This window comes from Streptomyces sp. NPDC029152 (assembly GCF_055564355.1).
The window spans coordinates 24,366-45,973 of the sequence record NZ_JBVHWR010000030.1; the positions used below are offsets into that span (position 1 = coordinate 24,366).

22 protein-coding genes and 1 pseudogene are annotated in these 21,608 nt (G+C 68.2%); 11 read left to right on the plus strand and 12 right to left on the minus strand.

Annotated features, from left to right (window positions below):
• Nucleotides 1-112: 112 nt before the first annotated feature.
• Both ACZ4V6_RS34105 and uppS read right to left on the minus strand, forming a co-directional pair.
• Entirely contained in the window at nucleotides 113-1,579 is a 1,467-nt protein-coding gene (locus ACZ4V6_RS34105) for an oxygenase MpaB family protein (RefSeq protein WP_467834810.1), read from the minus strand.
• Nucleotides 1,576-2,250, minus strand: coding sequence for a polyprenyl diphosphate synthase (gene uppS / locus ACZ4V6_RS34110; protein WP_467834812.1), 675 nt, complete (start codon nucleotides 2,248-2,250; stop codon nucleotides 1,576-1,578). Before uppS ends, ACZ4V6_RS34105 begins: the two co-directional genes overlap by 4 nt.
• Here uppS and ACZ4V6_RS34115 point away from each other — a divergent pair.
• The 3 genes and pseudogenes from ACZ4V6_RS34115 to ACZ4V6_RS34125 all read left to right on the plus strand — a co-directional run bounded on the left by ACZ4V6_RS34115 (nucleotide 2,206) and on the right by ACZ4V6_RS34125 (nucleotide 5,722).
• A pseudogene (locus tag ACZ4V6_RS34115) lies at nucleotides 2,206-3,008 on the plus strand (IS5 family transposase). The gene uppS and the pseudogene ACZ4V6_RS34115 sit on opposite strands and share 45 nt — an antisense overlap.
• Before the next feature lie 71 nt (nucleotides 3,009-3,079).
• A complete protein-coding gene (locus ACZ4V6_RS34120; protein WP_467834813.1) occupies nucleotides 3,080-4,315 on the plus strand; it encodes an IS701 family transposase in 1,236 nt (411 codons plus the stop codon).
• Nucleotides 4,316-4,501: 186 nt separating this feature from the next.
• Nucleotides 4,502-5,722 carry an IS701 family transposase gene (locus tag ACZ4V6_RS34125; protein WP_467834815.1) on the plus strand — a complete coding sequence of 407 codons (1,221 nt, stop codon included), beginning with the start codon at nucleotides 4,502-4,504 and terminating at the stop codon, nucleotides 5,720-5,722.
• 148 nt (nucleotides 5,723-5,870) lie between these two features.
• On the opposite strand, the gene ACZ4V6_RS34130 is transcribed toward ACZ4V6_RS34125, so the two are convergent.
• The 3 genes from ACZ4V6_RS34130 to ACZ4V6_RS34140 all read right to left on the minus strand — a co-directional run bounded on the left by ACZ4V6_RS34130 (nucleotide 5,871) and on the right by ACZ4V6_RS34140 (nucleotide 8,453).
• On the minus strand, nucleotides 5,871-6,164 hold the full coding sequence (locus ACZ4V6_RS34130) for a hypothetical protein (RefSeq protein WP_467834817.1): 294 nt from the start codon (nucleotides 6,162-6,164) through the stop codon (nucleotides 5,871-5,873).
• Between the two features lie 209 nt (nucleotides 6,165-6,373).
• Entirely contained in the window at nucleotides 6,374-7,813 is a 1,440-nt protein-coding gene (locus ACZ4V6_RS34135) for an MFS transporter (RefSeq protein WP_467834818.1), read from the minus strand.
• 208 nt (nucleotides 7,814-8,021) lie between these two features.
• Nucleotides 8,022-8,453: a transposase gene (locus tag ACZ4V6_RS34140; RefSeq protein ID WP_467834820.1), complete on the minus strand. Its 432-nt coding sequence runs from the start codon at nucleotides 8,451-8,453 to the stop codon at nucleotides 8,022-8,024.
• Between the two features lie 145 nt (nucleotides 8,454-8,598).
• On the opposite strand from ACZ4V6_RS34140, the gene ACZ4V6_RS34145 reads away from it, so the two are divergent.
• Together ACZ4V6_RS34145 and ACZ4V6_RS34150 are read left to right on the plus strand one after the other, a co-directional pair.
• Nucleotides 8,599-8,862, plus strand: coding sequence for a hypothetical protein (locus tag ACZ4V6_RS34145; RefSeq protein ID WP_467834821.1), 264 nt, complete (start codon nucleotides 8,599-8,601; stop codon nucleotides 8,860-8,862).
• Nucleotides 8,859-9,224 carry a hypothetical protein gene (locus tag ACZ4V6_RS34150; RefSeq protein ID WP_467834822.1) on the plus strand — a complete coding sequence of 122 codons (366 nt, stop codon included), beginning with the start codon at nucleotides 8,859-8,861 and terminating at the stop codon, nucleotides 9,222-9,224. The genes ACZ4V6_RS34145 and ACZ4V6_RS34150 overlap by 4 nt, the downstream gene beginning before the upstream one ends.
• Before the next feature lie 634 nt (nucleotides 9,225-9,858).
• Here the strand turns inward: ACZ4V6_RS34150 and ACZ4V6_RS34155 are convergent.
• Complete coding sequence (locus tag ACZ4V6_RS34155; RefSeq protein ID WP_467834823.1) at nucleotides 9,859-10,428, minus strand: hypothetical protein; 570 nt, start codon at nucleotides 10,426-10,428, stop codon at nucleotides 9,859-9,861.
• A 510-nt stretch (nucleotides 10,429-10,938) separates the two neighbouring features.
• Between ACZ4V6_RS34155 and ACZ4V6_RS34160 the strand changes: the two genes are divergently transcribed.
• Entirely contained in the window at nucleotides 10,939-11,673 is a 735-nt protein-coding gene (locus tag ACZ4V6_RS34160) for an SCO4225 family membrane protein (RefSeq protein ID WP_467834825.1), read from the plus strand.
• Between the two features lie 253 nt (nucleotides 11,674-11,926).
• Here ACZ4V6_RS34160 and ACZ4V6_RS34165 read toward each other — a convergent pair whose 3' ends face one another.
• From ACZ4V6_RS34165 to ACZ4V6_RS34180, 4 genes are all read right to left on the minus strand, one after another.
• Nucleotides 11,927-12,763, minus strand: a complete 837-nt coding sequence (locus tag ACZ4V6_RS34165) for a threonine ammonia-lyase (protein WP_467834827.1) — start codon at nucleotides 12,761-12,763, stop codon at nucleotides 11,927-11,929.
• Nucleotides 12,760-13,530: a transposase gene (locus ACZ4V6_RS34170; protein ID WP_467834828.1), complete on the minus strand. Its 771-nt coding sequence runs from the start codon at nucleotides 13,528-13,530 to the stop codon at nucleotides 12,760-12,762. Before ACZ4V6_RS34170 ends, ACZ4V6_RS34165 begins: the two co-directional genes overlap by 4 nt.
• Before the next feature lie 39 nt (nucleotides 13,531-13,569).
• On the minus strand, nucleotides 13,570-14,361 hold the full coding sequence (locus ACZ4V6_RS34175) for a hypothetical protein (protein WP_467834829.1): 792 nt from the start codon (nucleotides 14,359-14,361) through the stop codon (nucleotides 13,570-13,572).
• A 408-nt stretch (nucleotides 14,362-14,769) separates the two neighbouring features.
• Nucleotides 14,770-15,789, minus strand: a complete 1,020-nt coding sequence (locus tag ACZ4V6_RS34180) for an RHS repeat-associated core domain-containing protein (protein WP_467834831.1) — start codon at nucleotides 15,787-15,789, stop codon at nucleotides 14,770-14,772.
• Nucleotides 15,790-16,024: 235 nt separating this feature from the next.
• Here ACZ4V6_RS34180 and ACZ4V6_RS34185 point away from each other — a divergent pair, with 235 nt between their 5' ends.
• The 4 genes from ACZ4V6_RS34185 (at nucleotide 16,025) to ACZ4V6_RS34200 (ending at nucleotide 18,369) form a co-directional block, all read left to right on the plus strand.
• The gene (locus tag ACZ4V6_RS34185; RefSeq protein WP_467834832.1) at nucleotides 16,025-16,435 is read left to right on the plus strand and encodes a VOC family protein; all 411 of its coding nucleotides are present in this window, start codon (nucleotides 16,025-16,027) and stop codon (nucleotides 16,433-16,435) included.
• Nucleotides 16,436-16,627: 192 nt separating this feature from the next.
• The gene (locus tag ACZ4V6_RS34190; protein WP_467834834.1) at nucleotides 16,628-17,149 is read left to right on the plus strand and encodes a helix-turn-helix transcriptional regulator; all 522 of its coding nucleotides are present in this window, start codon (nucleotides 16,628-16,630) and stop codon (nucleotides 17,147-17,149) included.
• Complete coding sequence (locus ACZ4V6_RS34195) at nucleotides 17,149-17,823, plus strand: glyoxalase (protein WP_467834835.1); 675 nt, start codon at nucleotides 17,149-17,151, stop codon at nucleotides 17,821-17,823. The genes ACZ4V6_RS34190 and ACZ4V6_RS34195 overlap by 1 nt, the downstream gene beginning before the upstream one ends.
• Nucleotides 17,824-18,003: 180 nt before the next feature.
• On the plus strand, nucleotides 18,004-18,369 hold the full coding sequence (locus ACZ4V6_RS34200) for an integrase core domain-containing protein (RefSeq protein WP_467834836.1): 366 nt from the start codon (nucleotides 18,004-18,006) through the stop codon (nucleotides 18,367-18,369).
• Nucleotides 18,370-18,571: 202 nt separating this feature from the next.
• On the opposite strand, the gene ACZ4V6_RS34205 is transcribed toward ACZ4V6_RS34200, so the two are convergent.
• Nucleotides 18,572-19,345, minus strand: coding sequence for a hypothetical protein (locus ACZ4V6_RS34205; RefSeq protein ID WP_467834838.1), 774 nt, complete (start codon nucleotides 19,343-19,345; stop codon nucleotides 18,572-18,574).
• A complete protein-coding gene (locus ACZ4V6_RS34210; RefSeq protein ID WP_467834840.1) occupies nucleotides 19,345-20,772 on the minus strand; it encodes an SGNH/GDSL hydrolase family protein in 1,428 nt (475 codons plus the stop codon). The genes ACZ4V6_RS34205 and ACZ4V6_RS34210 overlap by 1 nt, the downstream gene beginning before the upstream one ends.
• A 119-nt stretch (nucleotides 20,773-20,891) precedes the next feature.
• Here ACZ4V6_RS34210 and ACZ4V6_RS34215 point away from each other — a divergent pair, with 119 nt between their 5' ends.
• Complete coding sequence (locus tag ACZ4V6_RS34215; RefSeq protein WP_467834841.1) at nucleotides 20,892-21,314, plus strand: hypothetical protein; 423 nt, start codon at nucleotides 20,892-20,894, stop codon at nucleotides 21,312-21,314.
• The last annotated feature ends 294 nt before the right edge of the window (nucleotides 21,315-21,608 follow it).

Below are 21,608 nucleotides of genomic sequence, written 5' to 3' on the forward strand. Positions count from 1 at the left end.
GCCGGCAGGTCATGCCCGAGCCGAAGCCGAGCTCCTTTCGCCACGACCTGAGCCACAAATCCGGACGTGGGTACGGAGCGTGCAGCCGCGGCCGCCGACATGCGCGATTTCGTCAGGCGTCGGCGAGGAGGGGGTCGTACGCGGTGTTCTGGCGGCGGCCGGACATGAAGGAAAGGAAGTCGCCCACGAAGGCGCTGCGGTCGTAGGTGCCGTCGGTGGTGGTGAGGTCGCGGTGGAAGGCGGTGCGGAAGAGCGCCCGGTGTTCGTCCGCGTTGATGGTCCCGCTGCCGTCCTTGTCGGTGGCGTCGAAGAGCACCTCTGCGACGCGGATGAGCGCGGGACCGGCGAGGGAGGGTACGGCAGCGGCGTACTCGTCGGCGCTGACACGGCCGTCACCGTCCGTGTCGAGGGCGGCCTGGAGCTCGCGCCACCAGGCGGAGAAGGCGTCATAGAGCCGGGTCTCCTCGGGTTCGTCCAGGTCAAGGCGGGTGGCCAGTTCGCGTGCCATCGCGGCGAGGTCAGGCCAGTCGAGGTGGCCGTTACCGGTCTGGTCCAGCACCTGACGGAAGAACTCCTCCGCCGAGCGCCGGCCTTCTGCCGCCGTCGAGGTGGCCGGGGCCGGGCCGGGGTCCGTGTCACCGCTCAGTGGCGTGAGGAGGCGGAGCAGGGCCGATGCCCGCTTCATGCGGGCGCGCAGCGCGGTCACGGTCCGGGCGCGGGGGTCGTCGCTGTCGGGCGAGAGGGAGAGGGCCTCGATGATGGTTTCGGCGTTGATCCAGCCCTCGGGCAGGAAACGGGTGAGCCCGGCGGCGAGGTAGGCGCCCTGCATGAGGGTCGGGGCGCCGGGCATCTCGGGCAGGCCGGCCCTGCGCCGATAGGCCTCGGGAAGGGAGGCGACGGTGATCGCGCCGAGGAGCGGACCGACGACGGCCCGGCCGGCCGCCCACAGTGTCGGCGCGCCGTCGAGCAGTGCCGGGGCGGGCAGGTGGTCGAAGAGCCGGTAGAGGATGATGCGGGCTGCCTCGGTGTTCTCCAGCTCCTCCTCGACGACCCTGTCGAAGTACCGCCAGAAGTCGTGCAGGTCCTCGGGGAGTTCCCCGGCGTCACCGTCGAGCGCGGCGAGGAAGTCGCGGTACTCGGCGTACATGCGCTCCATGGTGTCCTGGTCGAGCGGCTGACCGCTCAGTCGGCACATGGTGACGGCGCTCTCGAAGAGGGTGGCGACCACCCAGGCACGGGTCGCACGGTCCATGGCGTCGTAGGCACGGCCGCGGGTGTCGGAGCCGCTCATGCGGGCGTGCAGCCTGTTGAGCCGGGCGGCCTCCCGTTCACGTACCGCTGGATCGGCAGCGAACATGCGCCGCATGCTGAGGAAGGTGTTGCGCAGTCGGCGCCAGGGGTGGGCGACGAAGGTGGAGTTGTCGGCGAGGGCGGCGCCGATCTGCGGGTGGGCGGCCTCCAGCACGGTGGCGCGGATCATGGCCAGCGCCCAGCGCGGGTCGTCGAAGAAGGCGCTGAACTGCGATTCCGGGGCGAACAGGGGAGTCTCGTCGGCTGTTCCCGTGGTTCCAGTCGTCATGACGGGTCTCCGTTCGTCTGGGGCGGGACGCCGCCGAAGCGGCGGTCACGGCGCCGGTAGGTGTGCAGGCAGGTGAGGAAGTCAGGGGCCCGGAAGTCCGGCCACAGCACGTCGGGGAAGACCCACTCGGCGTAGGCGACCTGCCAGAGCATGAAGTTGGAGATGCGCTGCTCGCCGGAAGTGCGGATGACGAGGTCGACGTCAGGGGCGTCGGGAAACGGCAGGTGGTCCGCGAAGAGCCGCTCGGTCACATCGTCGGCGGGTGTCCCGTTGCGAATCAGCGACTTGGCGGCCTCGACGATGTCTCGGCGTCCCCCGTGGTCGAAGGCGACGGTGAGCGTCATCCTCTGGTTGTCGGCGGTCAGCCTCGCCAGATCGTCGAAGTCCCGGGTCAGCTCCAGGGGGATGCGCGGGTCGACGGCCCCGAGGAAGCGGCAGCGAATGCCGCGGGCGAGGAGCAACGGTGCGTGCTTGCGCACCACCCGGCGCACCAGACGCATCAGGTAGTCGACCTCGGCGCCGGGGCGGTTCCAGTTCTCGGTGGAAAAGGCGTACAGGCTGAGCCACTCGACCCCGGCCGATCGCGCCGCCTCGATGATGTCGATGACGGTGGTTTCGGCTGCCCGATGGCCCGCCGTTCGGGGAAGCGAACGCCGCTGAGCCCAGCCCATCGTGAGGTGATCGACGCGATCGCTTTCAAGTTCCAGACCGGTACCCAGTGGGTGCACCTGCCGGAGAAGTACGGCAACTGGCGGGGCGTCTACAACCGGCTGCGGATGTGGGCCGTCGACGGCACGTGGGAGCGGGTGTTCACCGCCCTGGTGGCCCAAGCCGACGCGGACGAAGACGTCAGCTGGGCCGTCTCGGTGGACTCCACAATCGTGCGGGCCCACCAGCATGCGGCCGGGGCCCGTAAAAGGGGGCCCCGGCCGGCGAGCCGGACGATCACGCCATCGGCCGGTCCCGCGGCGGACTGACCACGAAGATCCACCTCGCGGCCGACGGCCGGTGCCGGCCGCTGGTATTCGTCCTCACCGCCGGACAGGCCGGAGGTGCACCCGCCTTCACGGACGTCATGGCACGCCTGCGTGTTCCCCGCCCTCTTGGACGGCCCCGCACCAGGCCGGACCTGGTCCTGGCCGACAAGGCGTACTCCTCCCGCGCGATCCGCGGCCACCTGCGCAGACGCGGCATCCGCGCGGTGATCCCGGAACGGGCCGACCAGCAGGCCAACCGGCGGCAGCGCGGACAGGCAGGCGGCAGGCCGCCGGCCTTCGACCGCGAGGCGTACAGGCAGCGCAACACCGTCGAACGGTGCATCAACCGCCTGAAGCAGTGGCGCGGCATCGCCACCCGCTACGAGAAGACCGCGACCATCTACCTCGCCGGACTCCACATCGCAGGCATCTTCCTCTGGTCCGCCCGCTGATCCAAACGAAACGGCCTAGTAGTGCTTCGTTACGTGGGGTGATCTCGCCTGGTGGTGGGCATCTCTCCGGTATGAGGCTGGGGGAGGTGGAACGGCTCCGGGGTGAGTTATCGGAGTTCGTTGCCGATGTGTTCGCCTCGTTGCCGCGGCGGGATCAGCGGCGGTGGGGCGCGTGTTGTCTGCGGGGTCTGATGCTGGACGGCCGGCGCAAATCGATCCAGCCGATGGCCGAGCGGCTGCCGGACGGGAACATGCAGGCCCTGCAGCAGTTCGTGAACCAGTCGCCGTGGGATCCGCTGCCGGTGCGGCGGCGGATCGCCGAGCGGCTGTCCGAGGCGATCACGCCTGAGGTGTGGGTGATCGACGATGTGTCGTTTCCCAAGTGCGGCACCGCGTCGGTGGGGGTGGCCCGGCAGTACTGCGGGGCGGTCGGCAAACGGGCGAACTGCCAGGTCGCGGTCAGCGTCCATGCCGCCACCGACACCGCGTCCTGCCCGCTGGACTGGGAGTTGTATCTGCCGCGTGAGTGGACGGATGAGCCAGACCGCTGCCGCAGGGCCGGAGTCCCCGACGACGTCGTCCACCAGGAGAAGTGGCGTCTGGCGCTCGGCCTGCTCGACACGCTCGGCGAGTGGCAGCTGAAGGCGCCGGTCGTGGTCGCCGATGCCGGCTACGGCGTCAGCACGCCCTTCCGGCTCGGTCTCCAGGAGCGAGGGCTGTCCTATGTCCTGGCGTTGACCGGGAAGGAAGTCGCTCACCCGGAGAATGCCGAGCCGCACCAGCCCGCTTATGGCGGGCTCGGTCCGCCGACGCTGCCCCGCTATCGCACTCCACCGCGGGCCGTCTCGGTCCTCGCAGCCGAGGCCGGTGCCGGCCGGTTCACCGAGGTGACCTGGCGCCAGGGCAGCAAGGGCGCGATGACCTCACGGTTCGCGGTACTGACGGTCCGGCCTGCGGGCAAGCAGTCCCTGGCCGCAGCCCAGAAGGCGGGCGGCGGCCGCAACCGGTGGGACGGCGTCCTGCCCACCCGGACACTCCTGGTCGAATGGCCGGACGGCCAGGACACTCCGACCGGCTACTGGATCTCGAACCTGTCCGCCACCACACCGGTCACCGACCTGGTGCGGTGGGCAAAGATGCGCTGGCGGATCGAGCACGACTACCGCGAACTCAAGCACGGCCTGGGTCTGGACCACTTCGAGGGTCGCACCTGGCGCGGCTGGCACCACCACGTCACCCTCGTCACCGCCGCCCAGGCATTCCTCACCCTCCGGCGGCTCGACCCAAAAGTCCGCACACCGGCCTGACCCTCTACCAGGTCCTCGATCTCCTCCAGGACCTGTTGAGGTGCTGGACCGGTGCATGCACCACCTGCGGACAACCTCTACCCAACCCGCGAAGCCGCCGCAGACAAGGCAGAACCTAACGAAGCACTACTAGTAGTGCTTCGTTACGTTGGGTGATCTCGCCTGGTGGTGGGCAGTCTCTCCGGTATGAGGTTGGGGGAGGTGGAACGGCTCCGGGGTGAGTTGGCGGGGTTCGTTGCCGATGTGTTCGCCTCGGTGCCGCGGCGGGATCAGCGGCGGTGGGGTGCGTGTTATCTGCGGGGTCTGATGCTCGATGGCCGGCGGAAGTCGGTCCAGCCCATGGCCGAGCGGCTGCCGGACGGGAACATGCAGGCTCTGCAGCAGTTCGTGAACCAGTCGCCGTGGGATCCGCTGCCGGTCAGGCAGCGGATCGCCGAGCGGCTGTCCGAGGTGTGGGTGGTCGACGACGTGTCGTTCCCCAAGTGCGGCAAGGCGTCGGTGGGTGTGGCCCGTCAGTACTGCGGGACGTTGGGCAAGCGGGCGAACTGCCAGGTCGCGGTCAGCGTCCATGCCGCCACCGATACCGCGTCGTGTCCGCTGAACTGGGAGTTGTATCTGCCGCGTGAGTGGACGGACGCACCGGACCGCTGCCGCCGGGCAGGGGTCTCCGACGGCGTCGTCCACCAGGAGAAGTGGCGTCTGGCGCTCGGCCTGCTCGATAGCCTGACCGACTGGCGGTTGAAGGCGCCGGTGGTGGTTGCCGATGCCGGCTACGGCGTCAGCACCCCCTTCCGGCTCGGCCTCGAGAAGCGAGGACTGTCCTACGTGCTGGCGCTGACCGGCAAGGAAGTCGCCCACCCGGAGGATGCCGAGCCGCACCAGCCCGTCTACGGCGGGCTCGGGCCGCCGACCCTGCCCCGCTACCGCACCCCACCACGAGCCGTTTCCGCCCTTGCGGCGCAGGCCAGTGCCAGCCGGTTCACCGAGGTGCCCTGGAGGCAGGGCAGCAAAGGCATGATGACCTCACGGTTCGCGGTACTGACAGTGCGGCCCGCGGGCAAGCAGTGCCTGACCGCAGTCCAGGAGGCGGGCGGCGGCCGCAACCGGTGGGACGGCGTCCTGCCCGCCCAGACCCTGCTGGTCGAATGGCCGGACGGGCAGGATGCTCCGACGGGCTACTGGATATCGAACCTGCCCGTCACCACACCGGTCACCGACCTGGTGCGATGGGCGAAGATGCGCTGGCGGATCGAGCACGACTACCGCGAGCTCAAGCACGGCCTGGGCCTGGACCATTTCGAGGGCCGGACCTGGCGCGGCTGGCACCACCACGTCACCCTCGTCACCGCCGCCCAGGCTTTCCTCACCCTCCGGCGGCTCGACCCAAAAGTCCGCACACCGGCCTGACCCTCTACCAGGTCCTCGACGTTCTTCAGGACCTGCTGAGGTGCTGGACCGGTGCCTGCACCACCTGCGGACGCCCCCTGCCCGACCCTCGAAACCGCCGCAGACAGCACAGAACCTAACGAAGCACTATTAGGCACTGTCCGGCGGATCATGCTTCGGGGGCGAGGGTCCGGAGGTCGTAGAGGTAGGAGCGGTCGTCCTTGAAGCTGCGCCAGACTGTGGCCGGGGGTTCGGGGTGGTCATCGTGGCTGTTGAGAGGATGGGCGGTGACGAGGCCATCAGCGGTCTTGCAGTGCCAGCCCTCGGTCGGCGACCAGACGCACCACACGTTCCCGTCCGTTCGACGGTAGGCAGGACGGCCGTTGTGCTCGCCGTTCCGTTCGAAGTGGTAGCGGAGCCCGTCTGTGTGGCGCACGAAGGTGAAGGATGCGAGTGCCGTCATGCCTTCGGCAGTGTATGGGACGACGCTGGTGGCGGCTGAGCCGTTTGGGATGCAACCAGATGTAGGACACATCTCACGGGCGGAGCCAGAGCCGGATCGCGACGGTGACGGTGCCGCGGAAGGCACCGACGGCCCGCCAGACCCGGGGACGGGGATCTGGCGGACCGCCGGCCGCGACATCGCTCCTCGGCGGCTTCACAGCCCACGGCTCACACCGTCGCCTTTTCGCCCGGCGCGCTGGGCTGCTCCGCGCCGCCGGCGGCCACGTCCTTCTCGGTGCGCATCACCAGGAGCGTGACGAGCCCGCCGACGGCGGCGATGGCGGCGGCCGCGGTGAACGCCGCGCTGAAGCCGTCGGTCAGGGCGGGCAGGTCACCGAGTCGGCCGGCGCCCTGGGAGGTGGCCAGGGCGGTGAGGGCGGCCAGGCCGAGTGCCGAGCCGATCTGGTAGGTGGTGTTGACGATGCCGGAGGCCAGGCCCGCCTGCTCGGCCGGGGCGCCGGACATGGCCGCCATCATCGCCGGGATGTACGCCAGCGACATGCCGAGCGCGGCGACCAGTGAGGCGGGCAGCACGTCGACGAGGAAGGAGCCGCTGGGCTCGACGGCCGACAGCCACAGCAGGCCGACCGCGAGGACGAGCAGTCCGGCGCCGATCAGCGGCTTGGCGCCCAGGCGGGCGAGCAGCCGCGCGGTGATGGCGGTCATGAAGACCATGAGGAGCAGGGTCATCGGCAGCAGCGCCGCGCCGGAGGCGAATGCGCCGTAGCCGAGGACCTGCTGCAGGTAGAGGTTGAGGAAGTACCACATGGGGATCCACGCGGCGCCCAGCAGTGCCATGGCGAGGTTGGCCGAGCCGAGCCTCGGCACGCGCCAGATGCCCAGGGGCATCAGGGGCTGTCGGACGGTCTTTTGCAGGACGAAGAAGAGCGCCAGCAGAGTGGCAGCGCCGACGAGTTCGAGCACGGTCTGGGCGGCCCCCCAGCCGACCTCGGGAGCGCGGACCACCGCGAAGACGGCGAGGGCGAGGCCGGCGGTGACGGCGGCGGCGCCGAGCACGTCGATCGCTCCGCGGCGCGGGGCCACGGCAGGGAGCAACTTGGTCGCGGCGAGTGTGGCGACACCGATCGGGATATAGATGATGAAGACCCAGGGCCAGCTGAGCCATTCGGTGAAGACACCGCCGAGGAAGACGCCTGCGGTGCCGCCGGCCGGTGCCGCGGCGCCGTAGAGGGCCATGGCCTTGCCGAGTTCCTTCGGGTCGTGGGCGAACAGCGTCATGAGCAGGGTCATCGCGGCGGGGGCGATCAGCGCGCCACCGACACCCTGGACGGCACGGCCGACGACTTCCACCCACGCCGTCTGCGCGGCTGCGGCGACGACCGATCCGCCGATGAGCACGGCCCAGCCGGCGGTGAACACCCGGCGCGCGCCAAGCAGGTCGGACAGGCGACCGCCGAGGAGCAGCAGACCGCCGAAGGCGATGACGTAGGCGTTGAACACCCATTGCAAGTCGCCCTGGGAGAACCCGAGGTCATTCTGCATCTCGGGGAGCGCGACCCCGATGATCGAGGTGTCCATGATCACCATGAACTGGGCGGTGGCGAGCACGGCGAGCGCCCACCAGCGCTTGGGACTGACAGTTGGCATTGCCTTCCCCTTTGCGGCATCAAGTACGGACCCCCTGGTACCCCCTGGGGGTATGAGCTCCGGGGAAACATAACATACCCCCGGGGGGTATGGAATCGCGTGAGTGCGATGGACGCGAAGACCGGCGCCACACGGCCCGTCCCCTGTTCCTCGAGCGGCAGCGGTCAGCCGCGCAGGCGCCTCCGGGGAGGCCGCCTGCCGTCGTCGATCAACGTGCGCGGACGACGTCTTGGGTGACGGGCTCCGTCGTGCGGCAGGCTTGTACCGGATGTGCTGGAAACCCTTCGCGGGGGGGTGTTGCCACCTCACGGCCCGCGCCAGTCGCCCTCCGCGCACAGAGGACCCGGGCGATCTCCCTGCGCCGCCAGTTCAGCTGGCCCCTCGGCCGCAGCTTCTCCAGCAGTGCGTGCAGCCGGTCCCGGACACCGGCCTCGTTCCAGGCCGACAGGCGCCGTCGGCAGGTCACGCCCGAGCCGAAGCCGAACTTTGGGGGCAGGCACTCCCCGTGGATGCCCGTGTGCGGTGCGAACAGGATGCCGCACAGGGCCTGCCGGTCCGACGCCCGCGGCCTTCCCCCGGCCAGTCTCGGACCTGGCTTCGGCAGCAGCAGCTCGACCAGCGACCACAGTCCGTCCGACATGGTCCACGGCCTCGACCGACGGTTTCCCACAAGCCAGACCCACGAGACAGCGGGCCGACCGTCTGGTGATCAGCAGCTTCTGTCGGAGCCAGTCGTACGGCCATTTGCTAGTCGTGGGTATCAGTTGCTAGCTATGGTGGTGGGTATGGCAAAGCAGACGAACATCCGGCTTGACGATGACGTGAGGGCGGCCGCCGAGGCCCGGGCCAAACGCCGCGGCCTGAGCCTCCAGGGGTACGTGGCCGACCTCATCCAGGCCGACGTGAACCAGGCTCGGGCCGCTTTCATGGCCGGTGCTGCCTCCTTCCTGGCCGCGTACACGGAGCAGTTCGAGGCGGAGGTCGGCGAGGACCGGTACCCCGGGCTCCCGGACAAGTCGGCGGAGACGGCACCGAGGGACGCCGCGTGAACCTCCGCATCGATCTCGCCTGGATTCTGGCAGTGGCGCAGCAGATTCCGGGAGATCCCCAGGTCGTCGACTACGGCGTTCCCGTAGCGGCGGAAGCACGTCACCGGGCGGAGATCCTTGACCACGAGGTCTACCCCGGACCCCATCACAAGGCCGCGGCGCTGCTGTGCGAACTGGCGAGAAACCCGAGTCTGGAGATGCGCAACCTCCTTTTCGCGGCAACCGTCACCGCGGCCTACCTGTCGGCGTGCGGCCTTCCGGTGAGCCCCGGTCTGGATACCGTGCTCCCGCTGGCCCGCGCCGCCCGGGAGGGGCTTCCGGTGCGCGAGGTCGCCGCTCAGATCAAGACCTGGACGAGCTGACCCAGCGGCCCCCACTCGTCGCGCGGCAGCGAGCGCCTCGCCGGCCTTCGAGCCCCCGACGAGATGGGTCACCACCGCGCGGGTCCGGGAGCGGAGCTCGGAACAGCCTTCGCTGGTGCAGTGCTCCGCCTCCATCTGCTCAAGCACCTTCTGGAAGGACAGCAACGCAGCGCGGCCGAGACGACGCCCCAGCGCGGTCCGGGCCTCCTGCAGAAGGAGCTCCCTGGCCCCCGCGCCCTCGGCACGGCGGTGCAGAGCGGTGATCCGAGGAAGGACGTTGAGGTCGCCCAGGGTTCGGACGAGCTGTCGATCCGCCCATCTGCCGAGCACGGCTCGTCCGCCCTCTCCGGACCGCGGACCCGACGCCGATGATCCGCGTCTGCAGCATCACGATGCGGACGGCCGCAGACCCGTCTGCGGGATCAGCGCGCCGACCAGGAGCATTCCGTACGGCGCCTGTGCCAACGCGACAACCATGAACCACTGCAGCAGGCCGGTCGGAGACCGACGTAGGCGTCCGCCGGCGAGCACCGGCACCACACCGACCACCGCCAGACCGACCAGGAGCAGCCAAGCGGCTTCTGCACTCGCAACTGTCGCGTCACACGGGGTTCTCGCGGCTGCTCCCGCGCGCTCAGTTCGGCCGCTCGTATTCGTCGATCGTCCCGTCTCCGTTGTCGTCGTACATGTAGTCGTATGCATCGCCGTAGTTGTACCGGTAGCGCATACACGCGCCCTCGGCGCGCAGTTCGGGCTCGCCGTCGTAGTAGTCGAGGTGGAGGGTGACCCGGATGCCGTCGTCGAGGGTGGCGGTGATGCCGTTGTCGACCTCTTCGACGGTACGGCCGTCCTCGCGCCAGGTGGTCCGGAGGGACGCCAGTGCCGCGCGGTAGTCGTCGTCGGCGGCGAAGTCCAGGTCCCAGGTGAAGATGGGCTCATCCCGGCTGACGCCGGTGTCGTCGAAGCCGAAGTCGTCCACGCACGAGGAGCTGTCCTGCTGGGAGGCGTACGGCTCCTTGGCCGGTGCCGGGGACAGCGCGCGGTAGGCACCCTCGCCGGCCCGGGTGGTGGCCCGGACATGGTCGCGGAACTCCTCGGTGCTGTGCACGGGCCCACCTTGTATCGTCTCGCACGCCTTGGCCGTCAGCCCGAGGAAAGCCACCAGGGCGACACCGAGCACGGGAACCACGATCTTCGACTTCATGCTGTCGATCAAAGCCGCCCGGGCGGGACGCGGGGCAGCGCTCCGCTACTCAGCCGGTCTGAGCAGTAGCACCCAGACCGGGTTGTCCGGCCACGGTGAGGGCTTGTCGTACGTGACGTCGAGGGCGGGCGCAGGAGACTCCGGTCGCGAGCCTGCGGCTTCTACCCGCCGAACGCCTCGAGCACGGGCGCTCTCCTCCGAGGAGTCGAGCGCCAAACAGCGGCGCGTGCAGTCACACGCGGCAGTTGTCGGTGGGGGTGATCTTGGCTTCGTGGCCGAGAGCGGGTTCTGGTCCGACTCATGTCGTGGGTGCCGGCTCGGCGTGGCTACAGACGGAACCCGGCGAACGGAATTCGCGGACCTGCTGAGAGCCGACCACCGCAGGGTGAGGGTCTTGCGCGGACGCATGAGGGTTCTGCGGCCCTGCCGGTGAGTACCCGTACTCATGTCCGGGCGCGCCCCGTGGTCCACCGTGGAGATCACCAACGGACCGACCCGAGGAAACAACCGATGCCGACTGCGTCCCGCCCCCGCCGCGTCCCGCGCCTGCGCCGACTCCTTGCGCTTGCTTCGGGTAACTGGCTCGCCCGGGGTTATCTGGCGGTATTCGCCGTCTCCTTCACGGTCATGTTCCTCTTCCCGGGGAGCGCCTTCGCCGGGAGCCCCCTGCTGCTGACGGCGCCCTTCTCCTTCCTGTGCGTGTTCCTCCCTCTCGATCCCGGCGCCGACGTCGATGGGGCGGCCGACGTGACGGCGGTCGTGGTCTTCGCCGTGTGGCTCCTCCTGTGTGCCCTCGTGAACGCTGCCGTGCTCGCCACTCTCGCCACGAGGGCGGCGACTGCCGCTCCGCACGTCGTGGACCCGGCTGAGCAGAAGAGAACAGACATGACAGACCCTGCGAGCATCCCTCCGAAGGGGGTACGGGCCTTGCTGGCGCCCGCGGTGGACAACTGGCTCGCGCGTGGATACCTCGCCGTGGTCGCGGTGGCACTGGGGTTCTTCCTGTGCGCCGTGTTCGTGCTGCCGGATCCCGGATTCGCCGGGATCTGGCCGCTCATGGCCACGGCGCCGTTCAGCATCCTCGCGGTGGCGGTGTCGTCGCCCGTTGAGTACTACTCCTCGATCGGCTGGTTGAGCCCGTTGGTCTTCTCCACCGGGGTGGCACTGTCCGGGCTGGTCAACGCCGTGCTGCTCGGCCTGCTCGCACGCAGGCTGCGGGCGCGGGAGCCGCGCCCGGCCGCCTGACTGATCATTTCAGAATGACTTTGGCTCATGGGCTTGGCAGTTGGGCTGGTGGGCGGCAGAGTTCTGCAGGTGTCGGATGATCTTGCGCCTGATGATCTGTGGGATCGTGTCGCTCCGCTGCTCCCTCCTCGCCCGCCGCGACCTCCACCTCGGACTACTCCAACTCGCCTGCAGCATCATCTGCTTGAGGCGGCTCCGAACCTCATTCTGAAATGATCGATAAGAAGGCCGTGCGTCCGGCGGGACTCGACGCCTATGCGGGGCTGATGAGCCGGGCGGCCAGCTCGCGGACCTCTTCGGGGCGCGGGTTGGCACCGGTCAGCACGGTCGCCAACCGGTCGCCGGCGATCGCGCCCTCGGCGATCGCCGCCAGGCCCGACGCCCCCGCCGGTTCCAAGACGATCCCCAGCGTGCGCGCCGCCAGCTCCATGGCGGCGATGGCGTGGTCGGATACCAGGACGATCTCGTCCACCAGTGCGCGGGCCCGCCGCACCGAGGTCTCCAGCAGGGTGCGCATCGCGATGCCGTCGGCGAAGGTGCGGACGTGTTCGAGGCGGACTGCGCGGCCGGCGCGCAGGCTTTCCCGCATCGTGGGGGCGCCTTCCGCGTTCACCCCCACGATGCGGGTGCCGGGTGCGTGCTCCTTCATCCAGCACGCCACACCGTTGATCAGTGCGCCGTCGCCGACCGGGAGCACGACGGCGTCGAAGCCAGGACCGCCCGGCGCTCCACGAGTCAGCTCGGCCCCGATCGTCCCGGCGCCCTCGGCGATCGCCGCCTGGAGGCCATCTTGCAAGTAGAGATGGTCAGGATGACGTTCGGCGTGGGCGGCCGCGGCCTTCCGCGCCGCCAGGCTGTCCGCCCCCGCCGCGATGACGCGGGCGCCGAAGGTCTCCATCCGCTCGCGCTTGGCGGGATTGACCGTCTCGGGCACGAACACCACGACCGGCACCCCGCGGGCGCGTCCCGCGTAGGCGACGGCCTGCCCGAAGTTGCCCGAACTCGCGCACACCACCGGCGTTCCGGGAACTAAGCGTTGTCCCGTAAATGATCTACGGCATGCTGGTTGACCAGCTCGTTCCCCGGTCACCCGGCAAGGGTGAGGTTGTGGAGGCGGGCGATGCCGAGCACGGCGTGGTGGACGCCGTCACCTTTGAGACGGCAGTCGCGGAGGATCTTCCAGGTCTTCATGCGGGCGAAGGCGTGCTCGATGCGGGCGCGGACCTTGCGGTGTGAGCGGTTGTGCTCCTCTTTCCAGGCCGGAAGGCCAGCCTGGCCGGGGGCGCGGCGGTGCGGGATGACCAGGCCGGTGCCCCGGTAGCCGCCGTCGGCGATCACCGTGGCGCGGCCGACGGCGTCTTTCGCGCCAGACAGCTCCCACGCCTTGCAGTCGTTGCGGTTGCCGGGCACCGGTCGGCCGACGGCGACGACGAGCCGGGTGTCGGCGTCGATGACGACCTGGTGGTTGGTGGAGTACCGGTAGTTCTTGGACTGCTCGGCGATGCTGTGGTCGCGGGTGGGGGCCAGGGTGCCGTCCACGATCAGGACGGTGTCCGTGCGGAACCGCTTGCGCTGCTGGGGTGCGAGCGCTGGTCCGAGGTGGTCGATGATGCGGTCGGTCGCAGACTTGGACACCCCGAACAGCGGTGCCAGTTGGCGCAGGGTGAGGTTGGTGCGCCAGTAGGCGGCGACCAGCAGCACCCGGTCCTCCAGCGGCAGGCTCCACGGCCGGCCTCTGCGGACGGGGTCGGCGCCCTCGCGCCGGAGGGCGGTGATCAGCTTGCTGAATTGCCTTGGGCTCAGCCCGCTGAACGGGGGTATCCACGCGGGATCCGAAGCCGTGATGACGCCAGCCATTTCAAGATCATCGCAAGTGGCCGAAGCGTCTCTCCCTGTTCAGGACGTTTCAAGGGCTGGAGGAAGGTTTGCGGTCGTGTGCGCTTCCGCAATGTTGAACACACTGGCGCAAGCCGGGCACTCTGCCCGGCCAAAGACGTATCTGATCCCCTCGGCGAGCCGCTGCTGCCCGTCCCGGACGGCTGTGGCGTGCATCCATCGGCCCGGGTCGCGAAGCTCCTCGGCCGGGGCGGGCCGCAGCGGCCGCCGCTCTGTGTCGCCCTGATCCCAGTCTCGGATGGCCGCGTAGCAGCCGTAGTCGCCGACGGCGATGGTCACCTCCGCTTCGCAGTCGGGGCAAGACACGGCATAGAAGTCGTCGGTGAAGTCCCCCATGGAGGCGCTCCAGTGGTACTGCCCTGCAAGGGCGAGCAGATCACCGAAGAGCCGGTTGTAGTCGGCCGGACGCGTCCGAAGCCGCTGGTCCACGAGTTCCCGCAACCGGCCGACCTCGTTCGGAAAGCCCGCGAGCAGAGCTTCACCGTCGGGGTGCCGCAACGTGCCACGCGCGATGGCACTGGCCAATTCGAGTGCCTGGGCACACGCGGGAGCTAGAGCTGCCAAGCGCGGGAGAGCTGCGAAGCTCGCCGCGGAGACCGTCTCACCGTGGAGGCAGAGACGGTCCCACAGCTCGTCCCACGCCTCCGGAACTTCCTCTCGCTCCACCTGATCCAGGAGCAGTGGCACGCGCCCAACCGCCCCGTGAGCATCGACCACCTGCGTCCAGTCCGTCACGAGGGCATTCAACTGTTCCCACAGCCCCGCTGCCAACCTGCAGGATGACAGGGTCACGGGCTCCCGAACCATTGCGGGACAACCCTTAGGGGCTGCCGGGAATTAACCTGTGGGTTTTGCAATCTGGGTTCGCAGGTCAGCATGCTGTCCACCCACATGTTGTTCTCCGGCAGGCTCTTAGGAGCGGGTCTTTCGGTGAGCCAGTACGGAAAGGATCGCCAAAATCACTCCACCTGCTACAGCAACCACGCCGAACACGATCGATGGTGTTTCATCCGAGGAGAATCCGGCAAAACATCCTCCCAGCCCCACTACGATCGCAATCGCAGAAAATATTAACGTTTTCCTTACTGCCTCGCCCATCTATTCGCCTTTCGATTACACCTGACTGTAGTGCCGTCTCAGTTGATCCGAGCAGAACTGTCGGGCCGGGGCCTGTTCCCCGGCCCGACATATTCCTTCTACTCAGCTAGCGTGCCACCCGTATCCAATGATTTCCGTGTTGTTGTAGCCCGCGACTGCTCCGACCGCACAGCTGGTTACAACTGCGACACCAGCACCTATAGCGGCCCCGGGTGCGGCTCCGACCGTACCGCCGACGGCAGCGGCATACGTGATAGTGCCGGTTTCCGCTGCAAGTCCGACGGCGCCGATGCACCCTGTGGCTGCCCCCACCCAGTCATTGGCCGCATCCAGAGCACCGGCCACGGTGTCCAGACCGTCCTCTACGCTATCCAGGAATCCAAGACCCGTGGGATCGCTGTTGTTGACCGGGTCACCACCTGCATACAGGTAGGTGTTCTTCTCCTGGCCGGAGGGGTCGGGCTGGGTGAAGCGGCCGAGGGTGGGGTCGTAGTAGCGGTGGCCCATCTTGTACAGGCCGGTCGGGTCGGCGTAGGCACCCGCGTACCGGTACGGCTGGGGGACGGTCTCGGTCGGCGTGGTCCGCGGCGCGCCGGTGGGTCCGTAGGCGTAGGTGTGGGTGCGCTTGCCGGTGTCGTCGGCGAGGCCGAGGACGTTGCCGGTGGCGTCGGTGAGGTAGTAGTAGGACTTCCCCCCAGTCGTCATGGAGTTCAGGGTGCCCGCCGGTTCGCGGATGAATCCGGTGTCGACGCCGTTGGTGGTGGTGGAGGCGAGGCCGAGGGCGGTGTGGTGGAACCAGGTCGAACCGAGCTTGGTTCGTTCGGCGTTGCTGGTGCCGGCGTGGACCAGGTCGTAGGTCTTGCCGCTCGCGGTGATGCCGGCGAGTTGGCTGTAGTCGGTCCAGGCTTCGTTCGTGCGGGCGGTGCCGCTCGCACCAGCGGTTTCGTTGCCGAGCTTGTCGTAGGACCAGCCGGTGGTGGAGCCGTTCTTTCCGGTCAGCTCGCTGGCGTCGTCGTACGTGTAGGTCTTGGCGCCGGGGCAGGTGTTCTTGGTGCTGTCTTGGCTGGTGAGGTTGCCGGCCTTGTCGAAGCAGTACAGCCACGACGCCTTCCGCGTGCCCACGGCGTCGGCTTCCAGGGCGTAGGTGAGGCGGTCCTGGGAGTCGTAGGTGTAGCTGGTCTTGAGTTTGGTGAGGTTGTCGGTGCGGGCGCGGATCTTGGTGGTGTCCTTGCCCGCGCCGGGCCTGGAGCGTCATGCGGAACGTTTCCCGCGACAGTGGCGGTGAACGTCGGAGCGTGTCCGGATCGATCAGGAATCGAGAAGCGCGAGTCACGGAGGCGCGCCTAGCCTGCGCGTCATGGATATCACCATTCACGCGAGCTTCCTGCCGCACGACGATCCGGACGCGTCGCTCGTCTTCTACCGCGACGTCCTCGGCTTCGAGGTCCGCAGCGACGTCGGACAGGGCAGGATGCGGTGGATCACGGTCGGCCCGGCCGGGCAGCCTGACACGTCCCTCCTTCTGGCGCCGCCGGCTGCCGACCCTGGGGTCACCGAGGACGAGCGCCGCACCATCGCCGAGATGATGGCCAAGGGCACCTACGGCTGGATCCTGCTGGCCACCCCGGACCTCGATGCCACGTTCGAGAAGGTGCAGGCCGGTGACACCGAGGTCGTCCAGGAGCCGACCGAGCAGCCGTACGGCATCCGTGACTGTGCCTTCCGCGACCCCGCAGGCAACCTGGTCCGCATCCAGGAGCTTCGCTGAGGGCCGCGTCCGCATCCTCGTTGAACCGGACCGGGGCTCAGAGTGTGTCCCGCTGTTGTCCGGTAGTTGCTCGACCGGCTGGGCGGCTCCGGCGGGCCGGTCCTCATCACCGAGCGCTTGGGGCGCCTGCAAAGACAGGCGCCCCAAGCGCTCGCAGGTGTCGATGGAAGAGGAAGAAAGGGGAGTTTTCCCATGTGTCAGCCCGAGTGGCGGCGTGCACGCGTTGAGGCGCAGCGCCTGACCGATCTGGCGCGGCTGCGCCGCGTCCGCGACCGGATCGATAGGGAGTACGCGCAGCCGCTGAATGTGGAGGTGCTCGCCCGCGGTGTGAACATGTCTGCCGGGCACCTCAGTCGGCAGTTCCGGGCGGCCTACGGCGAGTCGCCGTACTCGTACCTGATGACGCGTCGCATCGAGCGCGCGACGGCGCTGCTGCGACGTGGCGATCTCAGCGTCACCGAGGTCTGCTTCGTGGTCGGCTGCGCGTCGCTGGGCACGTTCACCACCCGCTTCACCGAGCTGGTCGGCATGCCGCCCGGAGTCTTCCGGCGCCTCGCTGCGGATGCGGCGACCGACCGTGCCTATGCCGCAGGTACGGCCGGTGATGCGGGGCCTGCGGTCACGGTGGAAGGTATGCCGGCGTGTGTGGCGAAGCAGGTGACGAGACCGGTCAGGAATCGAGAAGTCCCGGCCGCCGAGCAGCCCCTGGCGTGATGGTCATGGCAACCACCGCATCCACCACGTCCATCGCATCCGTCACCCTCGAGGTGGCCGACCCCGAGACCGCCCGCCGCTTCTACACCGCCTTCGGAGTGGACACGCACATACACCTGCGGGCGTCCGAGGCACACTCCACCGGATTCCGTGGCTTCACCCTGGCGCTCACGGTGTCCCAGCCGGCCACCGTCGACAGCTTCCTCGCCGCCGCCGTGGACGCCGGCGCCACGGTGCTCAAGCCCGCGGCGAAGTCGCTGTGGGGCTACGGCGGCGTCATCCAGACCCCGGACGGGACGATCTGGAAGGTCGCGACCCCGGCGAAGAGGGACACCGGCCCGGCCACCCGCGAGATCGACGAGATCGTCCTCCTGCTCGGCGTCGAGGACGTGAAGGCCAGCAAGCAGTTCTACGTCGGCCGGGGCCTGACCGTGGCCAGGAGCTTCGGCGGCAAGTACGCCGAGTTCGCCTCCGACGCCTCCAGTCCCGTCAAGCTGGCGCTGTACAAGCGCCGCGGCCTGGCCAAAGACCTTGGCGTCCCCGCCGACGGCACCGGCTCGCACCGCATCGTCCTCGGCAGCATCGCCGGCCCCTTCACCGACCCGGACCAATTCGCCTGGGAGGCCGCCACGTCGCTCACCCCCGCGCCGTCCACGACGCCTGCACTGTCCTAACTCCCGGCCCTGAACTCCCACCCCGGCCTGCCTCATCCCTGTACGAGAGGAAATCTGCCATGCAGCACACGACGCCTGCACCCGACCGGCGTTACCACCCACCCGACCAGCCAGTGGTCGGTGCAGCAGGCGCGCAACCTCGCCGCTGACGTCGGCACACGGATGGAGCCTCTGCGTTTCATGCTGCGCGACCGCGACACCAAGTACACCGAGGCCTTCGACGCCGTCTTCCAGTCGGAGGACGTGGACGTGCTGCTCAGCGCGCCCCGGGCGCCGCGAATGAACGCCCACTGCGAGCGCGTGATCGGCACGATCCGCCGGGAAGCCCTGGACCACGTGCTGATCGTGAACGAGGCCCATGCGCGTCGCGTCCTCGGCCGGTACCAAGATCACTACAACGGGCACCGGCCTCACCAGGCCCGGGACCAACTCCCGCCCGACGTGAGCGAGGAACCCGCCGCCGAACGCCAGCACGGCCATCCCGGCAAACTCCTACGCACCCGCATCCTCGGCGGAGCGATCAACGAGTACCGATATGCGGCTTGACCAGCAGCGATGACTTTCCAAGCGGCACACCCTCCTTCCGCCCAGAGCCCGGGAGTCATCGTGTCAATTGCCGAGCTGTCGAAGCCGGAGCCCATACTGGAGGGTGACCGAAACACGCGGCTCCGCCGAAGTCCGATTCACGATGCATGTCGCAGCACGCTGAACGAGTCCGTGCTCGGGCTCTCGGTGGCTGACAGGCGCGTCAGCAGGAAGATGTTGGAACCGCTGCGGCGGAACTTCGGACGCCGTCACCGGGGACAGGTCGGGTGAAGCGATAGCACTGGTCGACTGTTGCCTCCGAGCTTGAGATAATGATGGAAACCGTTATCGTATCCCCTTCACGCACCACCTTCTTCACGTTGAAGGAACGTCGTCTGGTGGGGTTGAGGGAACTCTGTACTTCCGTGCGCGTCAAGTCCTCGGCATACATGCTTGAGATACGCGTCAGCGCCAGACGGACTCGGCTGCCGATCTGGGTGCCCGGACGGCATACACCGTCGTCTCGCTCGGAAACCTTCGACTTCCACGCACGGCCGGGACCATGGGTGTAGGTGAAGACAAAACACCGGGTCACCTTGACGGGACCGCCACCGGGGAGAAGGACCTTCTCGTCGTACACGACGGATTTCGCGGCTATGGCGGTGAACTCACGGCGGGACGCGTCGTAGGTAATTACGGGGGCTTCGGTGCGCCGCCATATCACCTCGGTGAGTATGTCGACGTCGGTAGTGTCGGTCGTGTCGAGCGCGCGGGCCGTGTCGTCCGCCGTGTCGCGGGCCTCTTCCAGGATGGATGCGAACGCCTTGTCCCTGCGCTCGCTGTTGACGTTTTCGTCGTGCCAGTGCCGGTACCACAACCAGGAGGCAATGGTACCGAAGAGGATGATCAGTGCGACCAATGCGGTCAGGCAGCCGGTGGTCACGAGGCTGTTCGCCCGCCTCGTGACCACCGTGCCGCCGGTTGTGTCAGATCCCACTAGCTGCCTTTGTATCCGATATCGGCCAACTTCTGGTTCATGACCCCGGCGCAGCCCGTAGTGCCGGCGTTCTTCGGGTGGAACGATTCGAGGCTGGCACAGATGTTCTCCCCGGGCCAGGGCAAGCAGGGAGCCTGGTTGGCCGGGTCGCCGTCGTGGAAGTCGCCGTCGCCGTTCGGGCCGGCGACGACACCGTTGATCCACTCGTCGTCATCACAGAGCCCGTGGCCCTGGAACGCGGGGATCGCATCGGCGAACTCCACCTTGATCCCGGCCTTCTTCAGCTCCTCGACCTTGGCCTTCTGCTTGTCCCGCACGTAGTCGGCCAGCTCGTTCAGAGCGGAGTTGACTGCGGTGCACCGCTCGTCGCTGACCAGATGGGGGTAGCCCATGAGCACGATTTGCGCCTTCTGGGCGGCAGTCGCAATCTCGCCGATGACTGCCCCGGTGGCCGTGACCGCCGTGTCGACCTTGCCCTTGTAGTCGTCTGGGTCGCACACTCCGATGATGTAGCAGTTGGTGACGGCATTGGTGAAGTTGTCGCCGTCGTTTCCGCCGATGGTCAGCATGACCAGTGTGGTGTCGTCGCTGAGGACGCCGGAGTCGATTTGGCTCTTCTCCCGGTAGTTGCCGATCCTTCCCCAAGATGTGGGGTCTCCCGAGGTCACCTGCCAGGTGTGCGCGCCTGAGCAACTGACGTCCTGGAAGTCGACGGTGGCGCTGCTGTTGTCCGAGAGTGCGCCGATGCTGCTGCTCTGACCAGGCAGTTTCACCTTGCGGGGCCAGGAGTTAACGCCACGCCGGCACGCATTCCAGCTGCTCTTCCCGTGACCCCGGTCAGACTCGGGAGAGTAGTTCCCCGATCCCTCACCGGAGGTGTAGGAGTCACCCATGGCGACGACCATGTGCTTCGGCTTGGCCGACAATGGCTGGAAGGCCACGGCGTCCCAGGCGACGTCTTCGTCCGCGGTGCCGTCGGCGGTGGTGTTCGTCAGATGCACCCGCGGGGTGCCGGTGAAGCGGTACACGCCCAGTTCCACCCAGGTGTTCTCACCGAAGCGGGTGTTGATGTACCGGCTTCGGTCGCCGCCCTCGACTCCTTCGATCACGTAGTGGGCCTGCTGGGTGTGGGTCCCAGTGTCCGGCATGTGTGCGTAGACGCGGGTCCACTCGACATTGCGGTCGAGGGTCCAGGTGCCGTCAATGGTCATCCGCCCGCCGGGACCGCCGAGATGAGCGGTGTCGCGGGTGTGTGTGTACCAGAAATGGCCGCCCTGTCCACCGCCGATCTGGTGCAGGTCTCCCTTAGCCTCGAACGGGCCCAGACCGGGACCTGTCGCAGCTGGGTTGGGGTAGAACGCGAAGTCGAAGTGCCCGGCGTCGGTACCAGATGATCCGCAGTCGCTGTAGGTGTCGATGTTGTCCACGAAGTAACAGCCAGTCATGAACTCCGGGGCGCCCTATGCTGTGGCGCCCCGGAGCGCGTGAGCGAGTTGAGTAGAAGTATGGATAGCAGCAATCAGCCAGCAGGAAGAGGCTCGTACTCATGACGTACCTGGTGCGGGCCGCAAAAACGGTGCCCGTGACTACCGCAGCGACGCTCGTGACGTGGTGGCTGCTACGTGGCATGTACTCGCTTATCGACAGCGCCACCGAAACCGACAGCGCACGCAACCCTCTCGCGGGAGTGCCCTACTACCTGGTCGCCAACGCGGTAGCCATCGTCCTCCAGCCCCTTTCCCTGTGGGTCGGCATGAGACTGGTCGGCATCCGAGGCAACCATTTGGCGATCACCATCGGTACCTGTGTGTGGGCCACGATGACTGTCGGACGCCTCGTCGACTCCCCCGCTGGCCCATGGGAGGCCACCCTGTGGCTGGCCATCCAGTCCGCCGCCACAACTGCAGCCTCGCTGTTCCAAGCCAGGCTCATGCCAGCCAGTACACGACCCAAGGAGCGATCCTCCTGAGCCGCCACTCGGTAAAGAGCCGCGCGCTACGCGCTGTGACGTGGCCCTTCCTCGCCGCGTGCAAGGCCGTGGCCCCTGCGTGGACGCTCCTTGGGTCGACCAGCCGCCGAAAAGCCCGGCGACTCGCAACCAGTGAGACGGCCATGCAGGCCCGACAGGATGCCGAGGACCGGCTGCGGACCATCGCCCAAGCCTACGCACAGAGCACACCCCTAGTAGGGCTTGGTCAGGTTCACTCATGAGTGGCGTGTCTGCTTGTTGGTCGGTGCCGTTGTCTTGGTGTGACACCTGAGG

Coding starts and splice junctions, on each gene's coding strand:
- ACZ4V6_RS34105 (WP_467834810.1), bottom strand. CDS start 1,579: ATGACGACTGGAACCACGGGAACAGCCGACGAGACTCCCCTGTTCGCC.
- uppS (WP_467834812.1), bottom strand. CDS start 2,250: ATGGGCTGGGCTCAGCGGCGTTCGCTTCCCCGAACGGCGGGCCATCGG.
- ACZ4V6_RS34120 (WP_467834813.1), top strand. CDS start 3,080: ATGAGGCTGGGGGAGGTGGAACGGCTCCGGGGTGAGTTATCGGAGTTC.
- ACZ4V6_RS34125 (WP_467834815.1), top strand. CDS start 4,502: ATGAGGTTGGGGGAGGTGGAACGGCTCCGGGGTGAGTTGGCGGGGTTC.
- ACZ4V6_RS34130 (WP_467834817.1), bottom strand. CDS start 6,164: ATGACGGCACTCGCATCCTTCACCTTCGTGCGCCACACAGACGGGCTC.
- ACZ4V6_RS34135 (WP_467834818.1), bottom strand. CDS start 7,813: ATGCCAACTGTCAGTCCCAAGCGCTGGTGGGCGCTCGCCGTGCTCGCC.
- ACZ4V6_RS34140 (WP_467834820.1), bottom strand. CDS start 8,453: ATGTCGGACGGACTGTGGTCGCTGGTCGAGCTGCTGCTGCCGAAGCCA.
- ACZ4V6_RS34145 (WP_467834821.1), top strand. CDS start 8,599: ATGGCAAAGCAGACGAACATCCGGCTTGACGATGACGTGAGGGCGGCC.
- ACZ4V6_RS34155 (WP_467834823.1), bottom strand. CDS start 10,428: ATGAAGTCGAAGATCGTGGTTCCCGTGCTCGGTGTCGCCCTGGTGGCT.
- ACZ4V6_RS34160 (WP_467834825.1), top strand. CDS start 10,939: ATGCCGACTGCGTCCCGCCCCCGCCGCGTCCCGCGCCTGCGCCGACTC.
- ACZ4V6_RS34170 (WP_467834828.1), bottom strand. CDS start 13,530: ATGGCTGGCGTCATCACGGCTTCGGATCCCGCGTGGATACCCCCGTTC.
- ACZ4V6_RS34185 (WP_467834832.1), top strand. CDS start 16,025: ATGGATATCACCATTCACGCGAGCTTCCTGCCGCACGACGATCCGGAC.
- ACZ4V6_RS34190 (WP_467834834.1), top strand. CDS start 16,628: ATGTGTCAGCCCGAGTGGCGGCGTGCACGCGTTGAGGCGCAGCGCCTG.
- ACZ4V6_RS34195 (WP_467834835.1), top strand. CDS start 17,149: ATGGTCATGGCAACCACCGCATCCACCACGTCCATCGCATCCGTCACC.
- ACZ4V6_RS34200 (WP_467834836.1), top strand. CDS start 18,004: ATGCTGCGCGACCGCGACACCAAGTACACCGAGGCCTTCGACGCCGTC.
- ACZ4V6_RS34215 (WP_467834841.1), top strand. CDS start 20,892: ATGACGTACCTGGTGCGGGCCGCAAAAACGGTGCCCGTGACTACCGCA.